Genomic DNA, 15,155 nt, shown 5'->3' on the forward strand with positions numbered 1-15,155 from the left:
GGGCGGGTGTTGGAGGGATGTTTCTGAACCACCGTCCAAGGCCTTCGAGACCCAGGACGGTGAAGATATCAAAGACCCGGTTTCCGGTGGATCGTAAGGCTGCTCCGCTTAAGTGAACAGCATTACCTCGTAAGAGGGGTTTTTTTGTGGGCGTAAGAAAAATACCTTCGACCACTAGGGTTACGCGCTGAATCGTTTGGTGGGGAACGTCCAGTCCCCGTCTTGCCACTGATCGGATCAGAGCCGCAGAGGCTCACCAATCATTGGGAGGGCGCGGGATATGTGGAGTTCTGGGATTTTCGGGCCAGGTGCCGGACGCGCAGTTTCTGTACCCGGTGCAGCGCCAGGGAGGGCAACACCGGTCGCGCCGGTTGCCGAAGTGACCGCGGTCAAGACGCTGCTCAGCGAACTGTTTGATGCGCAGCAAACAGGTAAGACCCAAACGGTTCAGGACACACGCGATAAGTTGAACAAGCTGCGTGAGCAGATGGGTGATGCAACATTCAAGGACATCCTTAACAAGCTGATCGATCAGGCTGATCAGCAGTTTCTTGAATTTCTCAAGCGGCTGCTGAAGGCGCTATTTCCCGAGAATGAGGATGTTGCTCCGCCTCCGCCTTCACCGGGAGGAGGAGGTGGCGGCGGCGGTGGACGCAGGGTCAATCCACGGGATTTCGGCAGCAGCGAACCCATGACCAACAAGCCATTCACTGAGGGTGCGCGCCACTTCGACTACAAACCTGACCACAGTAACCCTGGCAAGAAACCGCGCGTGGGCAAAGGGGATGGCAATATCTGGAGTGGTTTCAAGCAAGGTCCGGATGGAAACTGTGTCACCGTTTCAGCCATAAAGGCATCAATGATGCAGTTTGGCCAGAAGCCCACGGACGTCTTCAAGGACGTCAAACGAGTGGGAGATGGCTACGACGTAAAGATGCGGGATGGGTTCGAGCTGCATTTATCCAAGGCCGAATTGAAGCAGGCAGCGAGGTATGCACAGTTCCAGGGGGATGATCCGGCCATGATGGCCGATGCTAACTTCATGTACGCGGCGAGTGCCAAGCGAGCGCAGATGGAGGGTAATGGGTTCGATGATGACAAAAATGTCGCAAAGCAGAGTTTTGCTCATGCGATGCAAAGTTTGAACAATGGAGAAATGGGCTGGGAAGCGCTGGATAGGCTTGGCTTGAAAGGTCTTTACAGGAACTCTTCGAGTTCTGAACTTGCAAGCGGCAAGTTGGGTGTCGTTGATTATGGTGGTCATTCGATGGCGGTGATAGACGGCAGCATCGAGCTATGGGGGCAGCGGGGCCAGGCGCCACAGCCCGGTAACGCGTATGCGTTTAAATGGCCGCCAATAAAAAACCGATAACCCCAGCGAGTACAGAGGTTATCGGTTTCATTCAATCCCGGGCGTTTCAGCCTGGGATTGGCTTAGCTTATTGGCAAGCTTCGCAATCCGGCTCGTCAATCGCGCAAGCCTTTGGCACCGGGGCCGGACCGGCTGGAGCGGCGAGTACCGAGTCATCACCGTGGTTGCCGCCGCTGGAAACTGCGTTCAGCTTGCCGGTGTTGATGGTCGACTTCTCGGTGCTGGTCGCGGCCAGGGCACGGAGGTAGTAAGTGGTTTTCAGGCCACGGTACCACGCCATGCGGTAGGTCACGTCCAGCTTCTTGCCCGAAGCGCCGGCGATGTACAGGTTCAGGGACTGCGCCTGGTCGATCCACTTCTGGCGACGGCTGGCGGCGTCAACGATCCACTTGGTGTCCACTTCGAAGGCCGTCGCGTAGAGCTCTTTGAGTTCTTGCGGGATGCGCTCGATCTGCTGCACGGAACCGTCGTAGTACTTCAGGTCGTTGATCATGACCGAGTCCCACAGACCGCGGGCTTTCAGGTCGCGAACCAGGTACGGGTTGATCACGGTGAATTCGCCGGACAGGTTCGATTTCACATACAGGTTCTGGTAGGTCGGTTCGATCGACTGCGATACGCCAGTGATGTTGGCGATGGTGGCGGTCGGAGCGATGGCCATGATGTTGGAGTTACGAATGCCCTTCTGCACACGGGCACGTACCGGCGCCCAGTCCAGGGATTCTTCCAGGTCAACGTCGATGTACTTCTGGCCACGTTGCTCGATCAGGATCTGTTGAGAATCCAGCGGCAGGATGCCTTTGGACCACAGCGAACCCTGGAACGTCTCGTAGGCGCCGCGCTCGTCAGCCAAGTCGCAGGAAGCCTGGATCGCGTAGTAGCTGACCGCTTCCATGGACTTGTCGGCGAATTCGACCGCTGCATCCGAACCGTAAGGAATGTGCTGCAGGTACAGCGCGTCCTGGAAGCCCATGATGCCCAGGCCGACCGGACGGTGCTTGAAGTTGGAATTCTGCGCCTGTGGCACCGAGTAGTAGTTGATGTCGATCACGTTATCGAGCATACGGACGGCGGTGTTGACGGTGCGTTCCAGCTTGGCGGTGTCCAGCTTGCCGTTGACGATGTGATTCGGCAGGTTGATCGAGCCCAGGTTGCAAACGGCGATCTCGTCCTTGTTGGTGTTCAAGGTGATCTCGGTGCACAGGTTCGAGCTGTGGACCACGCCCACGTGTTGCTGCGGGCTGCGCAGGTTGCACGGGTCTTTGAAGGTCAGCCATGGGTGGCCGGTTTCAAACAGCATGGACAGCATTTTACGCCACAGGTCTTTGGCCTGTATGGTCTTGAACAGCTTGATCTTGCCAGGGTACTGGGACAGCGCTTCGTAGTACTCGTAGCGCTCTTCGAAGGCCTTGCCGGTCAGGTCGTGCAGGTCCGGAACTTCGGAGGGCGAGAACAGGGTCCACTGGCCGTCATCGAAGACACGCTTCATGAACAGGTCAGGGATCCAGTTGGCGGTGTTCATGTCGTGGGTACGACGACGGTCATCACCCGTGTTCTTGCGTAGCTCGATGAACTCCTCGATGTCCATGTGCCAGGTTTCCAGGTAGGCACACACCGCGCCTTTGCGCTTGCCGCCCTGGTTGACCGCTACGGCGGTGTCGTTCACAACTTTGAGGAACGGCACAACGCCCTGGGACTTGCCGTTGGTGCCCTTGATGTACGAACCCAAGGCACGTACTGGCGTCCAGTCGTTGCCCAGGCCGCCAGCGAATTTGGACAGCATGGCGTTGTCGTGGATCGCGTGGTAGATGCCCGACAGGTCATCCGGCACGGTGGTCAGGTAGCAGCTCGACAGCTGTGGACGCAGGGTGCCGGCGTTGAACAGGGTCGGGGTCGACGACATGTAGTCAAAGGACGACAACAGGTTGTAGAACTCGATGGCACGGTCTTCTTTGTGCTTCTCTTCAATCGCCAGGCCCATGGCCACGCGCATGAAGAACACTTGCGGCAGTTCGAAGCGGATACCGTCCTTGTGGATGAAGTAACGGTCGTACAGGGTTTGCAGGCCCAGGTACGTGAACTGCTGGTCGCGCTCGTGGTTGATCGCCTTGCCGAGTTTTTCCAGGTCGAAAGTGGCCAGGATCGGGTTCAGCAATTCGAATTCGATACCCTTGGCGATGTAGGCCGGCAGGGCCTTGGCGTACAGGTCGGCCATTTCGTGGTGGGTAGCGCTGTCGGCGACACCGAGGAAGCCCAGGCCTTCAGCACGCAGGGTGTCCATCAGCAGGCGCGCGGTCACGAACGAATAGTTCGGCTCACGTTCAACCAGGGTACGGGCGGTCATTACCAAGGCGGTATTGACGTCGGTCAGGGCCACGCCGTCGTACAGGTTCTTCAGGGTTTCACGCTGGATCAGGTCACCGTCGACTTCTTCGAGGCCTTCGCAGGCCTCGGTGATGATGGTGTTCAGGCGGCCCAGGTCCAGCGGTGCAAAGGTACCGTCGGCCAGGGTGATGCGGATCGAGGGGTGCGCTTGAACGGCGGCTTCGTCGGCCGGAGTGCGCACGGCACGTTCCTTGGCACGCGAATCACGGTAGATCACGTAGTCACGGGCAACTTTTTGCTCGCCGGCACGCATCAGGGCCAGTTCGACCTGGTCCTGGATTTCTTCGATGTGGATGGTGCCGCCCGAGGGCATGCGACGCTTGAAGGTCGCGGTGACTTGTTCGGTCAGGCGGGCAACGGTGTCGTGGATGCGCGACGAAGCGGCAGCGGTGCCGCCTTCAACTGCAAGAAACGCTTTGGTGATCGCGACGGTGATTTTGTCATCGGTGTAAGGAACGACAGTGCCGTTACGCTTGATCACGCGCAATTGGCCAGGTGCAGTGGCGGACAGATCCAGGTTCGAATCAGCGGCCTGCGGCACGGAGCCCTGCGGGTTCTCGCGAGTTGTGTCGGTTTGCATGGGGGGGTGTCTCCACATTCTATATTTATTTGGGCACCATCTCGGTGCCCACCGTTCCGTCCTGAAGCACTTACAGCAGGCCTGGGCCTGGCATAACAACTTCGGGACAGGAGGAAGGGAGCTGTTCGCGCCGCTTCCATGCCGAAGTCTTCGGTTCGGGGCTGAAAAGCCCTTGGCCGTATTCCTGGTGGGTGACAGTTGCCAGGTTCAGGCACTGCAACACCCGTACCGTTTTCCGCTGTATGAGCTTGAAAACGGCTGCCATCCGCGTGCGCGGTTTGGGCTTTCAAAAAGTGCGTGGGTTCAACCAAACGAGTGCAAGAAAGGGCTTGAGTTTCTTGTCTGATCTGTGTTTGGTTTTTCGCTCAAAACGCTACATGTAGGGTTTTTTTTGCGCCGGGCTACAAGATAATGCGTTTTGGGGGGCTTAGCAACGCACTACCTGTGGATAACGTTGTGGGTAAAATGTGTATGAAACGTGGAACACCCGTGTAGGCCGCATTGCTGCTGGATTCGGCCGTTTGTCACCGGATATTCCAAGATAAAAACAGCGGGTTGGATTTTTGAGGGCGCGAACCCTATCACAAAAAAACGCGATCACCGAATGGATTTCCCGGCTTGTGTTTCGGGGTTGGGGCATGGCTACAATCGGCCATTGTTATGCCCTCAAAACATGACAAACAGGGTATGGCCAACGCAGTTTCTAATAATAACGAGGACCACCCGTGGAGCAAGAAGCCTGGCAAATACTGATCGTCGAGGACGACCAGCGACTGGCCGAACTGACCCGTGAGTATCTGGAGAGCAATGGCCTGCGGGTGTCAGTGGAAGGCGATGGCGCCCAGGCGGCCGCGCGTATCATCGCCGAGCAACCGAACCTGGTGATTCTGGACCTGATGCTGCCCGGCGAAGACGGCCTGAGCATCTGCCGCAAGGTGCGCGAGCGCTATGACGGCGTGATCCTGATGCTCACCGCGCGCACCGACGACATGGACCAGGTGATGGGCCTGGACATGGGCGCCGATGACTACGTGTGCAAACCCGTGCGCCCGCGTTTGTTGCTGGCACGCATCCAGGCCCTGCTGCGGCGCAGCGAACCGGCGGAACCGCCTGCGGTAGAGAATCAGCGCCGCCTGCAATTCGGCCGTTTGGTGGTGGACAATGCCCTGCGCGAGGCCTGGTTGAATAATGACGGTATCGAGTTGACCAGTGCCGAATTCGACCTGCTCTGGCTGCTGGTGGCGAATGCCGGTCGCATCCTGTCCCGCGAAGAAATTTTCATCGCCTTGCGTGGTATCGGCTACGACGGCCAGGACCGTTCGATTGATGTGCGCATCTCGCGCATCCGCCCGAAAATCGGCGACGACCCGATCCACCCACGTCTGATCAAGACCGTCCGCAGCAAAGGCTATTTGTTCGTCCCCGAAGCCGCCGCCGACATGCCGCTGTGAATTCGATCTTCCTGCGTATCTACGGAGGTATGTGCGCAGCGCTGATTCTGGTGGCGCTGCTCGGCGTACTGGCCCTGCACCTGCTCAACGAGGTGCGCAGCGGCCAGTACCGCGAGCGCCTGGCCCATGGCACCTTTGCCTTGATGGGCGACAACCTGCAGCCCATGAGTCCCATCGAGCGCCAACGCGCCCTGGCGGTGTGGGAGCGTTTGCTGGGGATCCCGCTGGAATTGCGCCCCCTGGCCGATGCGCACTTGGACTTGAGCCAGCGCAACAGCCTGCAACGTGGCCAAGTGCTGGTGCAACAGACTGGGCCTCACGCCGCGCGGGTGCTGCGATTGGTCAGTGCCCAGGAACCTCTCGTGCTGGAGGGGGAGGTGCAGCAGATCAGTGAGCAACTGGCGCGCGCGACGATCTACCTGCTCGCCGACGAACTGGTGCGCTTCCCGGTGGCCGAACAGCCGCAGCGCCTGGCAGACATAAAAGAAGCCAAGGGTTTTGGCTTCGACATGCACTTGATGACCCTCGACCATGCTGATATGGACGAAGACCAACGCCGTCGCGTATCGGAAGGCGATACAGTGATGGCCCTGGGCAAGGGCGGCGATTCGATCCGCGTGTTTGCCGGCATGGTTGGCACGCCGTGGGTGTTGGAACTCGGCCCCCTGTATCAGATGAACCCTTATCCGGCGCAGTGGCTGATCTTGATCGCCTTGATCGGCCTGACCCTGATCGGTCTGATCGTCTATCTATTGGTGCGTCAGCTTGAACGTCGCTTGCGCGGCCTTGAAGCCGCCGCCACACGCATTGCCAAGGGCAACCTGGAAGTCCGCGTGCCGGCCCGTGGCGCTGACTCGGTGGGGCGCCTCGCTGCAGCGTTCAACGGCATGGCCGAGCACTTGCAGCAGTTGCTGGCGATCCAGCGTGAACTGGTGCGCGCGGTGTCCCACGAACTGCGCACGCCAGTGGCGCGTCTGCGTTTCGGCCTGGAGATGGTCGGCGATGCCACCACCCCTGAGGCACGGCGCAAATACCTGGAGGGCATGGACAGCGACATCCAGGACCTCGATGGCCTGGTCGATGAAATGCTCACTTATGCGCGTCTGGAACAGGGCTCGCCGGAGCTGAATTTCCAGCGGGTCGACCTCAATGCGCTGCTCGATCAGGTGATCGGTGAATTATCGCCACTGCGCCCGCAGATCAACGTGGCGCGGGGTATCTGCCTGTCTTCGACGCATTGGGATGACGCCTGGGTCGACGCCGAGCCGCGTTATTTGCACCGTGCCCTGCAGAACCTGGTGAGCAACGCCATGCGCCACGCCCAAGGCCGCGTGTTGATCAGTTATCAGGTGGGCCAGGTGCGCTGCCGTGTCGACGTGGAAGACGACGGCCCTGGCGTGCCGGAAAGCGCTTGGGAGCGCATCTTCACGCCGTTCTTGCGCCTGGACGACAGCCGCACTCGCGCCTCGGGTGGGCATGGCCTGGGCTTATCGATTGTGCGTCGGATTATCTACTGGCACGGCGGCCGGGCGTTGATCAGCAAGAGCAACAATTTGGGTGGGGCGTGCTTCAGTCTGAGTTGGCCCAGGGATCAAGAGAAACCCTGATACCGCCTTCGCGGGCTGGCTCGCGAAAGCGATCGATCAGGCGCTGATAGCCACCAGGCTCAACAACTGCCCATCGGTCATCGCAAACTGCCCCACCAACGCCTTGCCATGGCACCACTCACTGGAAAGATCCGTCAGCAACCGTAGCCGCAGTTGGCCCGACTCGGACCACTCCAGCAACTCCGCATGCTCAAAATAAAAACGCTTCTGCACCATCGGGTAGAGCGCCTTGAACAGGCTCTCCTTGGCGGAAAACGTCAGCGTCACCAGCAATGCGACCTGCTCTCGCGGGAGGGCGGCCATACGCCGCATTTCATCGGCCGTCAGGATTTCTCCGGCCAGCCGTTCAGCCCGCTCCAGCGTCAGCACATTCTCCAGGTCCATCCCAAGCCCGCGCCATTGTGCCGTGTGCGCGGCAATCGCAGCGGCATGCCCGGTGCTGTGGGTGATGGAGCCACTGATGTGCGCGGGCCACACCGGTGCGCGGTCTTCACCGATGGCCGGCACGCAGTCGAAGTGATCGAGCTGTTGCAGTGCCGCGCGGGCGCAGAGCCGGCCGGCCAGGAACTCGGCCTGACGCTTGGCCACTGAACGCTGGATGCTCGCGGGGGGCGGTACGGCACTGCGCTGGAAGTCGCCTGGCGCTAATAAGGCTGGGTCAAACCGGGTGCTGAAAAACACCGTGCCCGGCAAGGGATCGGGCAGCGGCCAATGGGCGTCGAGCGGAGTGCAGCAAGCGGGTAGGGAATTCATGGGCGGTATTTTGCCGAGTTGATGGGCAACAGGATAGCCCGGCTGCGGTTCAGGTGCGGTTCAGAGCCTGTTCAGGGGGAGTTCAGGGGCGCCTGCGTAGTCTGGCCCTACAGCCAAAACGCGTGGAGGTAAGCACCATGAGTGCGATCAAAAAGCTGATGTTGGCGTTAACCATGCTCAGTGCCACCGCAGGGGCCCAGGCCGCCGATGGTGCCTTTGCCGCATTCGGCAAAGAAAAGACCCGAAAAACCAGCACCTTGATTCAGCGTGTCAGCGTCGAAGACGCTGGCAGCCAACCTACGCCTTGGGGCCAGTCCCTTGGCCTTGTAACCCCGCAGCCGGCCTACCGCGCTGGCTATGAACACCTGACCGGTCAGTTCAATGGTATTAAACTGCGCCCGCAAGATCTGCAGGGCCGCTATGATATCCCTCTGTCGGACAGTTGATTTGCTTTGGAGAGCCTTATGAAATTGCTGGTGGTGGAAGATGAGGCGCTGCTGCGCCATCACCTGTTTACCCGCCTGACCGACAGCGGCCACGTGGTCGAGGCCGTGGCCAATGCCGAAGAGGCCCTCTACCAGACGGGCCAATTCAACCATGACTTGGCCATCATCGACCTGGGCCTGCCCGGCCTGGGTGGGCTGGACCTGATCCGCCAACTGCGCACCCAGGCCAAGACCTTTCCGATCCTGATCCTCACGGCTCGCGGCAACTGGCAGGACAAGGTCGAAGGGTTGGCTGCTGGCGCGGACGACTACTTGGTCAAGCCGTTCCAGTTCGAAGAGCTGGAAGCGCGGATGAACGCGTTGCTGCGTCGCTCCAGTGGTTTCACCCAGTCAACCATCGTGGCCGGGCCGTTGCTGCTGGACCTTAACCGCAAGCAAGCGTCCCTGGACGAACAGCCCCTGGCGCTGACCGCCTACGAATACCGGATTCTCGAATACCTGATGCGCCACCACCAGCAAGTGGTCGCCAAGGACCGTTTGATGGAGCAGCTGTACCCTGATGACGACGAGCGTGATCCAAATGTCATCGAAGTGCTGGTCGGTCGCCTGCGCCGCAAGCTGGAAGGCCCGGTCGGGTTCAAGCCGATCGACACCGTGCGTGGCCTGGGCTACCTGTTCAATGAGCGCTGCCGTTGATTCGCTCGTTACGCGTGCGCTTGATGCTGGCGGCCGCCACCCTGGCCGTGCTGTTTATGCTGGGTTTGTTGCCGGCCATGCAGGGTGCGTTCAGCCTGGCATTGCAGGATTCCATCGAGCAGCGCCTGGCGTCGGACGTCACCACCCTGATTTCCGCCGCGCGGGTCGACAATAACCGCCTGCAGATGCCGGCGCAGTTGCCGGACGAACGTTTCAACCTCACCGACAGCCGCCTGCTCGGCTATATCTACGACCGCGAGGGCCACCTGGTGTGGCGTTCGCGGGCGACCAAAGAAGAGAACATCAACTACAAACCGCGCTACGACGGGCGCGGTAATGAATTTGCGCGAATTCGTGAGGCCAATGGTCAGGAATTCTTTGTGTATGACGTCGAGGTCAGGCTGCTGGGCGGCAAGAGCGCGGCGTTCAGTATCGTCGCCCTGCAACCGGTGCGTGAATATCAACTGACCCTCGAGGGCCTGCGCGAAAACCTCTACCTGGGTTTTGGTGCGGCGTTGCTGGTGTTGCTGACCTTGCTCTGGCTGGGCCTGACCTGGGGCTTACAAGCGTTGCGGCGGCTTAGCCAGGAACTCGACCAGATCGAAGGCGGCACCCGAGAGAGCCTTAGTGAACAACACCCCCGCGAATTGCTGCGCCTCACCGGCTCCCTCAACCGCTTGCTGCACAGCGAACGTGAGCAACGTGCGCGCTACCGCGACTCCCTCGACGATTTGGCCCACAGCCTGAAAACCCCGCTGGCGGTGTTGCAGGGCGTGAGCGAAGACATGGCCCAGCGCCCGGAAGATCGCGACCAGGCCTGGGTTTTGCAGTCGCAGATTGAGCGCATGAGCCAGCAGATCAGTTACCAGTTGCAACGCGCCAGCCTGCGCAAAAGCGGCCTGGTGCGCCACCAGGTACGCCTGGCGCCGGTGCTGCAAAGTCTGTGCGACACACTGGACAAGGTCTACCGCGACAAACGCGTCACCGTCTCCTTTGAACTGCCGGATGAATGCGACGTGCCCATCGAGAAGGGCGCCTTGCTGGAATTGCTCGGCAACGTGCTGGAAAACGCTTACCGCCTGTGTTTGAGCGAAGTGCGCATCAGCCTGGTGGAAAGCCTGGAGGGCAGTGAGCTGTGCATCGAGGATGACGGGCCGGGTGTGCCGCCGGACCAGCGTGCGCGGATTCTGCAACGGGGTGAAAGGCTGGATCGCCAGCATCCCGGGCAGGGGATTGGCTTGGCGGTGGTCAAGGATATTATTGAAAGCTACGGCGCACGGTTGACCCTGGGGGATTCAGCGTTGGGTGGTGCTGCGTTCAAGATTCACTTTCCGGCCTTGTGATCTCTATTGACTCCACTGGTCTCTTCGCGAGCAAGCCCGCTCCCACATTCGACCGCACTCCTGCAGGATAAACGCGGTTAAATGTGTGCGGGCTTGCTCGCGAAAGGGCCGGCAATGGCAACACACCTCTAACTCTCTTGGGCCCGATACGCCCCCGGCGTCAGCCCGGTCCACTTCTTGAACGCCCGATGAAACGCCGACGGCTCGGAAAACCCCAACTGCTCGGCTAGCTCCTGCAACGACAAATTCGCTCGGCCCAAATGATAAATGGCGATGTCCCGCCGCAGCTCATCCTTGAGTGCCTGAAAGCTGGTGCCTTCTTCGCGTAAGTGCCTGCGCAGGGTCTGCGGGCTGATGTGCAGGTGCTGGGCGACGGCTTCCAGGTCTGGCCAGGGTGTGCGGTCGCGGCTGAGCAAGCGGCGTAGCTGACTGCTCAAGCTATCACCTTCATCGGGCCGAGAGAGCAAATCGGCGGGTGAGCGCTCCAAAAAGTGTTTGAGTGTGCGCTCATCCTGCAGCAGCGGCAGGTTCAGGTAGCGCGCGGGAAACACCAAGCTACTGTTCGGCGAACCGAATACCTGGGCACAGGGAAACAACAGGTCGTATTCGCCGGCGTGGGCCGGCATCGGATAACTGAAGGTGGCCTGGTGCAGCCGAATACGCTGGCCGATCAGCCAGCTGCCCAGGCGATGCCAGATCACCAGCAGGCATTCGCTGAGGAAGTGATCCGGGTCCCACAACTGCGAGTCGTCCAGACTCAAGCGGGCCATTTCGCCTTCACGTGTCAGCTCCCAGCGCGGGCCTTGTGGGAATAGGCCATAAAATAATAAGCCGCGCTCCAGGGCTTTCTCCAGGGTGCGGCAGTGGATGAGCGCGTGGCACATCATGGCAAAGGTGCCGCGCTTGCTCGGACCTTCGGCGAACCCCAGGTATTCATCGTCCAGTGCCAGCCAGAGCATTTGCAGCAGTCGGGTGAATTGCTCCGGCGCGATGCGGGCACGGGGTTCTGCGAGCAGCTCCGGAGCGATGCCCACCTGGTGCAACAGCCCCGAATAGTCGTAACCGGCCCGACGCGCCCCGCCGAGGGCAGCCCGGGCGAAATGACTGGCGATGGTACGTTCACGCATGCGAAGGCCTCGTCCATGGAGTTGCGGATGGTAGCCAGCGCCGGAGAGGCTCACAAGGCGGATATCCGCCAAATTGTAGGACGAGATTGGGTTGGTGGGCGGAAATCCGCCACTGGCTTTCGCGCTTGGGAGGGCGCCAGGAACCCCGAAACCCTGATGTCTAAAGGCCTTTAAGGCTTTTCAACGAAGTGGCACGGCGTTTGCGATAAGGACTACAGCGCAGGCCTGGTCCTACAGATCGCGTAAACAACAAATCCCTCCAGTGCAGGAGGGTTCGCAATTCAAGTGTCGTGGGCAATGGCGGATATTTGCCACACGGGACGATTGAGGAACTTTGCAATGACGACTCGTCAGCCAATCTACAAATCCCTGTACTTCCAGGTGATCGTTGCAATCGTTATCGGTATTTTGCTCGGTCACTTCTACCCGCAGACCGGCGTGGCCCTGAAGCCACTGGGTGACGGGTTCATCAAACTGATCAAAATGGTCATCGCCCCGATCATCTTCTGCACCGTTGTCAGCGGCATCGCTGGCATGCAAAGTATGAAATCGGTGGGCAAAACCGGCGGCTACGCGCTGCTGTACTTCGAAGTCGTATCTACCATCGCGCTGCTGATCGGCTTGATCGTGGTCAACGTTGTGCAACCGGGCGCCGGCATGCACATCGACGTAGCGACCCTGGACGCCTCCAAAGTCGCGGCCTACGTGACTGCCGGTAAAGACCAGAGCATCGTTGGCTTTATCCTCAACGTCATCCCTAACACCATCGTCGGCGCTTTCGCCAACGGCGACATCCTGCAAGTGCTGATGTTCTCGGTGATCTTCGGTTTCGCCCTGCATCGCCTGGGTGCCTACGGCAAACCAGTGCTGGACTTCATCGATCGCTTCGCCCACGTGATGTTCAACATCATCAACATGATCATGAAGCTCGCGCCAATCGGTGCCCTGGGCGCCATGGCGTTCACCATTGGTGCCTATGGTGTAGGTTCCCTGGTGCAACTGGGTCAGTTGATGATCTGCTTCTACATCACCTGCGTTCTGTTCGTGCTGGTGGTGCTGGGTGGCATCTGCCGCGCTCACGGTTTCAGCGTGATCAAAATGATCCGCTACATCCGTGAAGAGTTGCTGATCGTTCTGGGTACTTCGTCTTCCGAATCCGCACTGCCACGCATGCTGATCAAGATGGAGCGTCTGGGCGCGAAGAAATCCGTAGTAGGCCTGGTGATCCCGACGGGCTACTCGTTCAACCTCGACGGCACGTCGATCTACCTGACCATGGCTGCCGTGTTTATCGCCCAGGCGACTGACACCCACATGGACATCACCCATCAGATCACCCTGCTGCTGGTGCTGTTGCTGTCCTCCAAAGGCGCTGCTGGCGTGACGGGTTCGGGCTTTATCGTCCTGGCTGCGACCCTGTCGGCTGTAGGCCACCTGCCGGTTGCCGGCCTGGCGCTGATTCTGGGTATCGACCGCTTCATGTCCGAAGCTCGCGCGCTGACCAACCTGGTGGGTAACGCCGTTGCCACCATCGTTGTGGCCAAATGGGTCAACGAACTGGACGAAGACAAGCTGCAAAGCGAGCTGGCGTCCGGCGGTACCGGTATCTCGGAAACCCGCGAGCTGGATGACCTGGGCGTGGCCGAAGGCCCTGCACCTGTCGTCAAGTAAGTCGCTGATGGTGTGAACTAACGCCGACTGCAACGCACAAACGCCCCGACTGGTTCGGGGCGTTTGCGTTTCTGGCGCGTCACTTTGGTGGCTTTTGTTTTACAGTAAGTGAATGGTTTTTTACGCTTGCAGGAGGTTTTGTGGACAGTGTGGATCTGAATGTCCTGCGCAGCGTGCTGGAATGGCGTCGCGCCGGGCAGCGAGTGGTGTTGTACAGCGTGGTCCAGACCTGGGGCAGCGCGCCGCGCCCGCCGGGCGCCATGCTGGCGCTGCGCGGCGATGGCGTGGTGATCGGCTCAGTGTCTGGCGGTTGCATCGAGGATGACTTGATTGCGCGCCTGCAGGATGGCCGACTGCCTGAAGACGGGCCGCCGGTGCAGTTGGTGACTTACGGCGTCACCCGCGATGAAGCGGCGCGTTTTGGCCTGCCATGCGGGGGCACCTTGCGCCTGACTGAAGAGCGCGTGGACGCGTGGGAATGGGTGTCGGAACTGCTGGCGCGTTGTGAAGATCATCAGATCGTCGCACGTGAGCTGGACTTGACCACCGGTAAAGTCACCTTGAGCAGCGCGAGCAAGACCGATGGGGTGACCTTCGACGGCAAACGGCTGCGGGCTATCTATGGCCCGCGCTGGCGTTTGCTGCTGATCGGCGCCGGGCAGTTGTCGCGCTACGTGGCGGAAATGGCGCGGTTGCTGGATTTCGAAGTGCTGATCTGCGACCCGCGCGACGAGTTCGTCTACGGCTGGGAAGAACAGCACGGCCGCTTCGTACCGGGCATGCCCGATGAAGCGGTGCTGAACATACAGACCGATGAGCGTACGGCTATCGTCTGCCTCACCCATGATCCGCGCCTGGATGATATGGCACTGCTTACGGCATTGAATTCCTCGGCGTTCTACATCGGCGCCCTGGGTTCGCGGGTCAACACCCAGAAACGCCGGGAAAACCTCGCGGTGCTGGGGTTGTCGGCGCAGGCGATTGCGCGCCTGCACGGGCCGATCGGGTTGCATATCGGCAGCCATACGCCGGCGGAAATCGCGCTGTCTTTGATGGCGGAAATTGTTGCGATCAAGAACGGTGTGGCGCCAATGCAGAAAAAGCCGCTGCCGGTGGTCGCTGAGTGACGCTGACGGCGATTGTGCTCGCGGCGGGGCAGGGCAGTCGCTTTCGTGCCGAGGCGGGGGCTGACCAAGATAAGCTGTTGGCTGATTGCGTCGGCCTGGATGGCGTGACTCGGCCAGTGATCGAGCAGGTGCTGGTGAATTTACCGAGGCGCGTTGTAAAGCGCTGGCTGGTGACCTCGCCAGAGCGAACGCAGGTGATCCGTTTGGCTGAGGCGTATGGCTGCGACGTCCTGCTGCTGCGCTCGGCGGGGATGGGCGACAGTCTTGCCGCGGCGGTGGCGGCCAGCGGTCCGGCGGACGGCTGGCTGGTGCTGCTGGGGGACATGCCGTTTATTCAGTCATCGAGCATTGAGCAAGTAATCGATGGGTTGGAGGAGGGTGGCATCAGCGTGCCGGTGCAGGATGGGCAGTATGGGCATCCAGTGGCGTTTGATCGGTCATCTGGGTCGGCGCTGATGGCATTGACCGGTGACCGTGGGGCCAAACCGCTGTTTGCGCAGGCGATGGTGCGTGAAGTGTCGGTAGATGATCCGGGCGTACTCTGGGACGTCGACTTGCCGCCTTCCCTGACTTTCACCCCGATCTAAGTGTTGGAGC

Annotated in this window: 12 protein-coding genes; 9 read left to right on the forward strand and 3 right to left on the reverse strand. The window is 60.2% G+C overall.

The features are described from left to right. The first annotated feature begins 280 nt into the window (after positions 1 to 280). Positions 281 to 1,372, forward strand: a complete 1,092-nt coding sequence (locus tag AACY08_RS02220; RefSeq protein ID WP_339467750.1) for a hypothetical protein — start codon at positions 281 to 283, stop codon at positions 1,370 to 1,372. A 67-nt stretch (positions 1,373 to 1,439) separates the two neighbouring features. Here the strand turns inward: AACY08_RS02220 and AACY08_RS02225 are convergent, their stop codons facing one another. Further along, positions 1,440 to 4,337 carry a ribonucleoside-diphosphate reductase subunit alpha gene (locus AACY08_RS02225; RefSeq protein WP_339420882.1) on the reverse strand — a complete coding sequence of 966 codons (2,898 nt, stop codon included), beginning with the start codon at positions 4,335 to 4,337 and terminating at the stop codon, positions 1,440 to 1,442. Between the two features lie 725 nt (positions 4,338 to 5,062). Here AACY08_RS02225 and AACY08_RS02230 point away from each other — a divergent pair. After that, positions 5,063 to 5,788, forward strand: a complete 726-nt coding sequence (locus tag AACY08_RS02230) for a response regulator (protein ID WP_339467752.1) — start codon at positions 5,063 to 5,065, stop codon at positions 5,786 to 5,788. Further along, the gene (locus AACY08_RS02235) at positions 5,785 to 7,395 is read left to right on the forward strand and encodes an ATP-binding protein (protein ID WP_339467755.1); all 1,611 of its coding nucleotides are present in this window, start codon (positions 5,785 to 5,787) and stop codon (positions 7,393 to 7,395) included. Before AACY08_RS02230 ends, AACY08_RS02235 begins: the two co-directional genes overlap by 4 nt. Positions 7,396 to 7,431: 36 nt before the next feature. Here AACY08_RS02235 and AACY08_RS02240 read toward each other — a convergent pair whose 3' ends face one another. Further along, a complete protein-coding gene (locus tag AACY08_RS02240; protein ID WP_339467758.1) occupies positions 7,432 to 8,148 on the reverse strand; it encodes a 4'-phosphopantetheinyl transferase family protein in 717 nt (238 codons plus the stop codon). Positions 8,149 to 8,285: 137 nt separating this feature from the next. Here AACY08_RS02240 and AACY08_RS02245 point away from each other — a divergent pair, with 137 nt between their 5' ends. Genes AACY08_RS02245 through AACY08_RS02255 form a run of 3 tightly spaced genes read left to right on the forward strand, consistent with a single transcriptional unit; the run spans position 8,286 to position 10,633 of the window. After that, the gene (locus tag AACY08_RS02245) at positions 8,286 to 8,594 is read left to right on the forward strand and encodes a hypothetical protein (protein WP_339437447.1); all 309 of its coding nucleotides are present in this window, start codon (positions 8,286 to 8,288) and stop codon (positions 8,592 to 8,594) included. Positions 8,595 to 8,612: 18 nt separating this feature from the next. After that, positions 8,613 to 9,290 carry a response regulator gene (locus AACY08_RS02250; RefSeq protein ID WP_339420892.1) on the forward strand — a complete coding sequence of 226 codons (678 nt, stop codon included), beginning with the start codon at positions 8,613 to 8,615 and terminating at the stop codon, positions 9,288 to 9,290. Next, a complete protein-coding gene (locus tag AACY08_RS02255) occupies positions 9,287 to 10,633 on the forward strand; it encodes an ATP-binding protein (protein ID WP_339467760.1) in 1,347 nt (448 codons plus the stop codon). The genes AACY08_RS02250 and AACY08_RS02255 overlap by 4 nt, the downstream gene beginning before the upstream one ends. Before the next feature lie 128 nt (positions 10,634 to 10,761). Here the strand turns inward: AACY08_RS02255 and AACY08_RS02260 are convergent, their stop codons facing one another. Next, on the reverse strand, positions 10,762 to 11,760 hold the full coding sequence (locus AACY08_RS02260; protein ID WP_339467763.1) for an AraC family transcriptional regulator: 999 nt from the start codon (positions 11,758 to 11,760) through the stop codon (positions 10,762 to 10,764). 339 nt (positions 11,761 to 12,099) lie between these two features. On the opposite strand from AACY08_RS02260, the gene AACY08_RS02265 reads away from it, so the two are divergent. From AACY08_RS02265 to AACY08_RS02275, 3 genes are all read left to right on the forward strand, one after another. Next, on the forward strand, positions 12,100 to 13,431 hold the full coding sequence (locus AACY08_RS02265) for a dicarboxylate/amino acid:cation symporter (protein WP_339420898.1): 1,332 nt from the start codon (positions 12,100 to 12,102) through the stop codon (positions 13,429 to 13,431). 140 nt (positions 13,432 to 13,571) lie between these two features. Continuing rightward, positions 13,572 to 14,558, forward strand: a complete 987-nt coding sequence (locus AACY08_RS02270) for an XdhC family protein (protein ID WP_339420900.1) — start codon at positions 13,572 to 13,574, stop codon at positions 14,556 to 14,558. Beyond that, positions 14,555 to 15,145 carry a nucleotidyltransferase family protein gene (locus AACY08_RS02275; protein ID WP_339467765.1) on the forward strand — a complete coding sequence of 197 codons (591 nt, stop codon included), beginning with the start codon at positions 14,555 to 14,557 and terminating at the stop codon, positions 15,143 to 15,145. Before AACY08_RS02270 ends, AACY08_RS02275 begins: the two co-directional genes overlap by 4 nt. Positions 15,146 to 15,155 lie beyond the last annotated feature (10 nt).

Origin of the sequence: Pseudomonas sp. EL_65y_Pfl1_R83, from assembly GCF_963970695.1 — a bacterium.
In the GTDB taxonomy this organism is placed as follows: domain Bacteria; phylum Pseudomonadota; class Gammaproteobacteria; order Pseudomonadales; family Pseudomonadaceae; genus Aquipseudomonas; species Aquipseudomonas tritici.

What these genes read in the sequence shown, in the direction of transcription:
- AACY08_RS02240 (WP_339467758.1), bottom strand. Translation starts at nt 8,148, where the DNA reads ATGAATTCCCTACCCGCTTGCTGCACTCCGCTCGACGCCCATTGGCCG.
- AACY08_RS02265 (WP_339420898.1), top strand. Translation starts at nt 12,100, where the DNA reads ATGACGACTCGTCAGCCAATCTACAAATCCCTGTACTTCCAGGTGATC.
- AACY08_RS02245 (WP_339437447.1), top strand. Translation starts at nt 8,286, where the DNA reads ATGAGTGCGATCAAAAAGCTGATGTTGGCGTTAACCATGCTCAGTGCC.
- AACY08_RS02260 (WP_339467763.1), bottom strand. Translation starts at nt 11,760, where the DNA reads ATGCGTGAACGTACCATCGCCAGTCATTTCGCCCGGGCTGCCCTCGGC.
- AACY08_RS02220 (WP_339467750.1), top strand. Translation starts at nt 281, where the DNA reads ATGTGGAGTTCTGGGATTTTCGGGCCAGGTGCCGGACGCGCAGTTTCT.
- AACY08_RS02225 (WP_339420882.1), bottom strand. Translation starts at nt 4,337, where the DNA reads ATGCAAACCGACACAACTCGCGAGAACCCGCAGGGCTCCGTGCCGCAG.
- AACY08_RS02250 (WP_339420892.1), top strand. Translation starts at nt 8,613, where the DNA reads ATGAAATTGCTGGTGGTGGAAGATGAGGCGCTGCTGCGCCATCACCTG.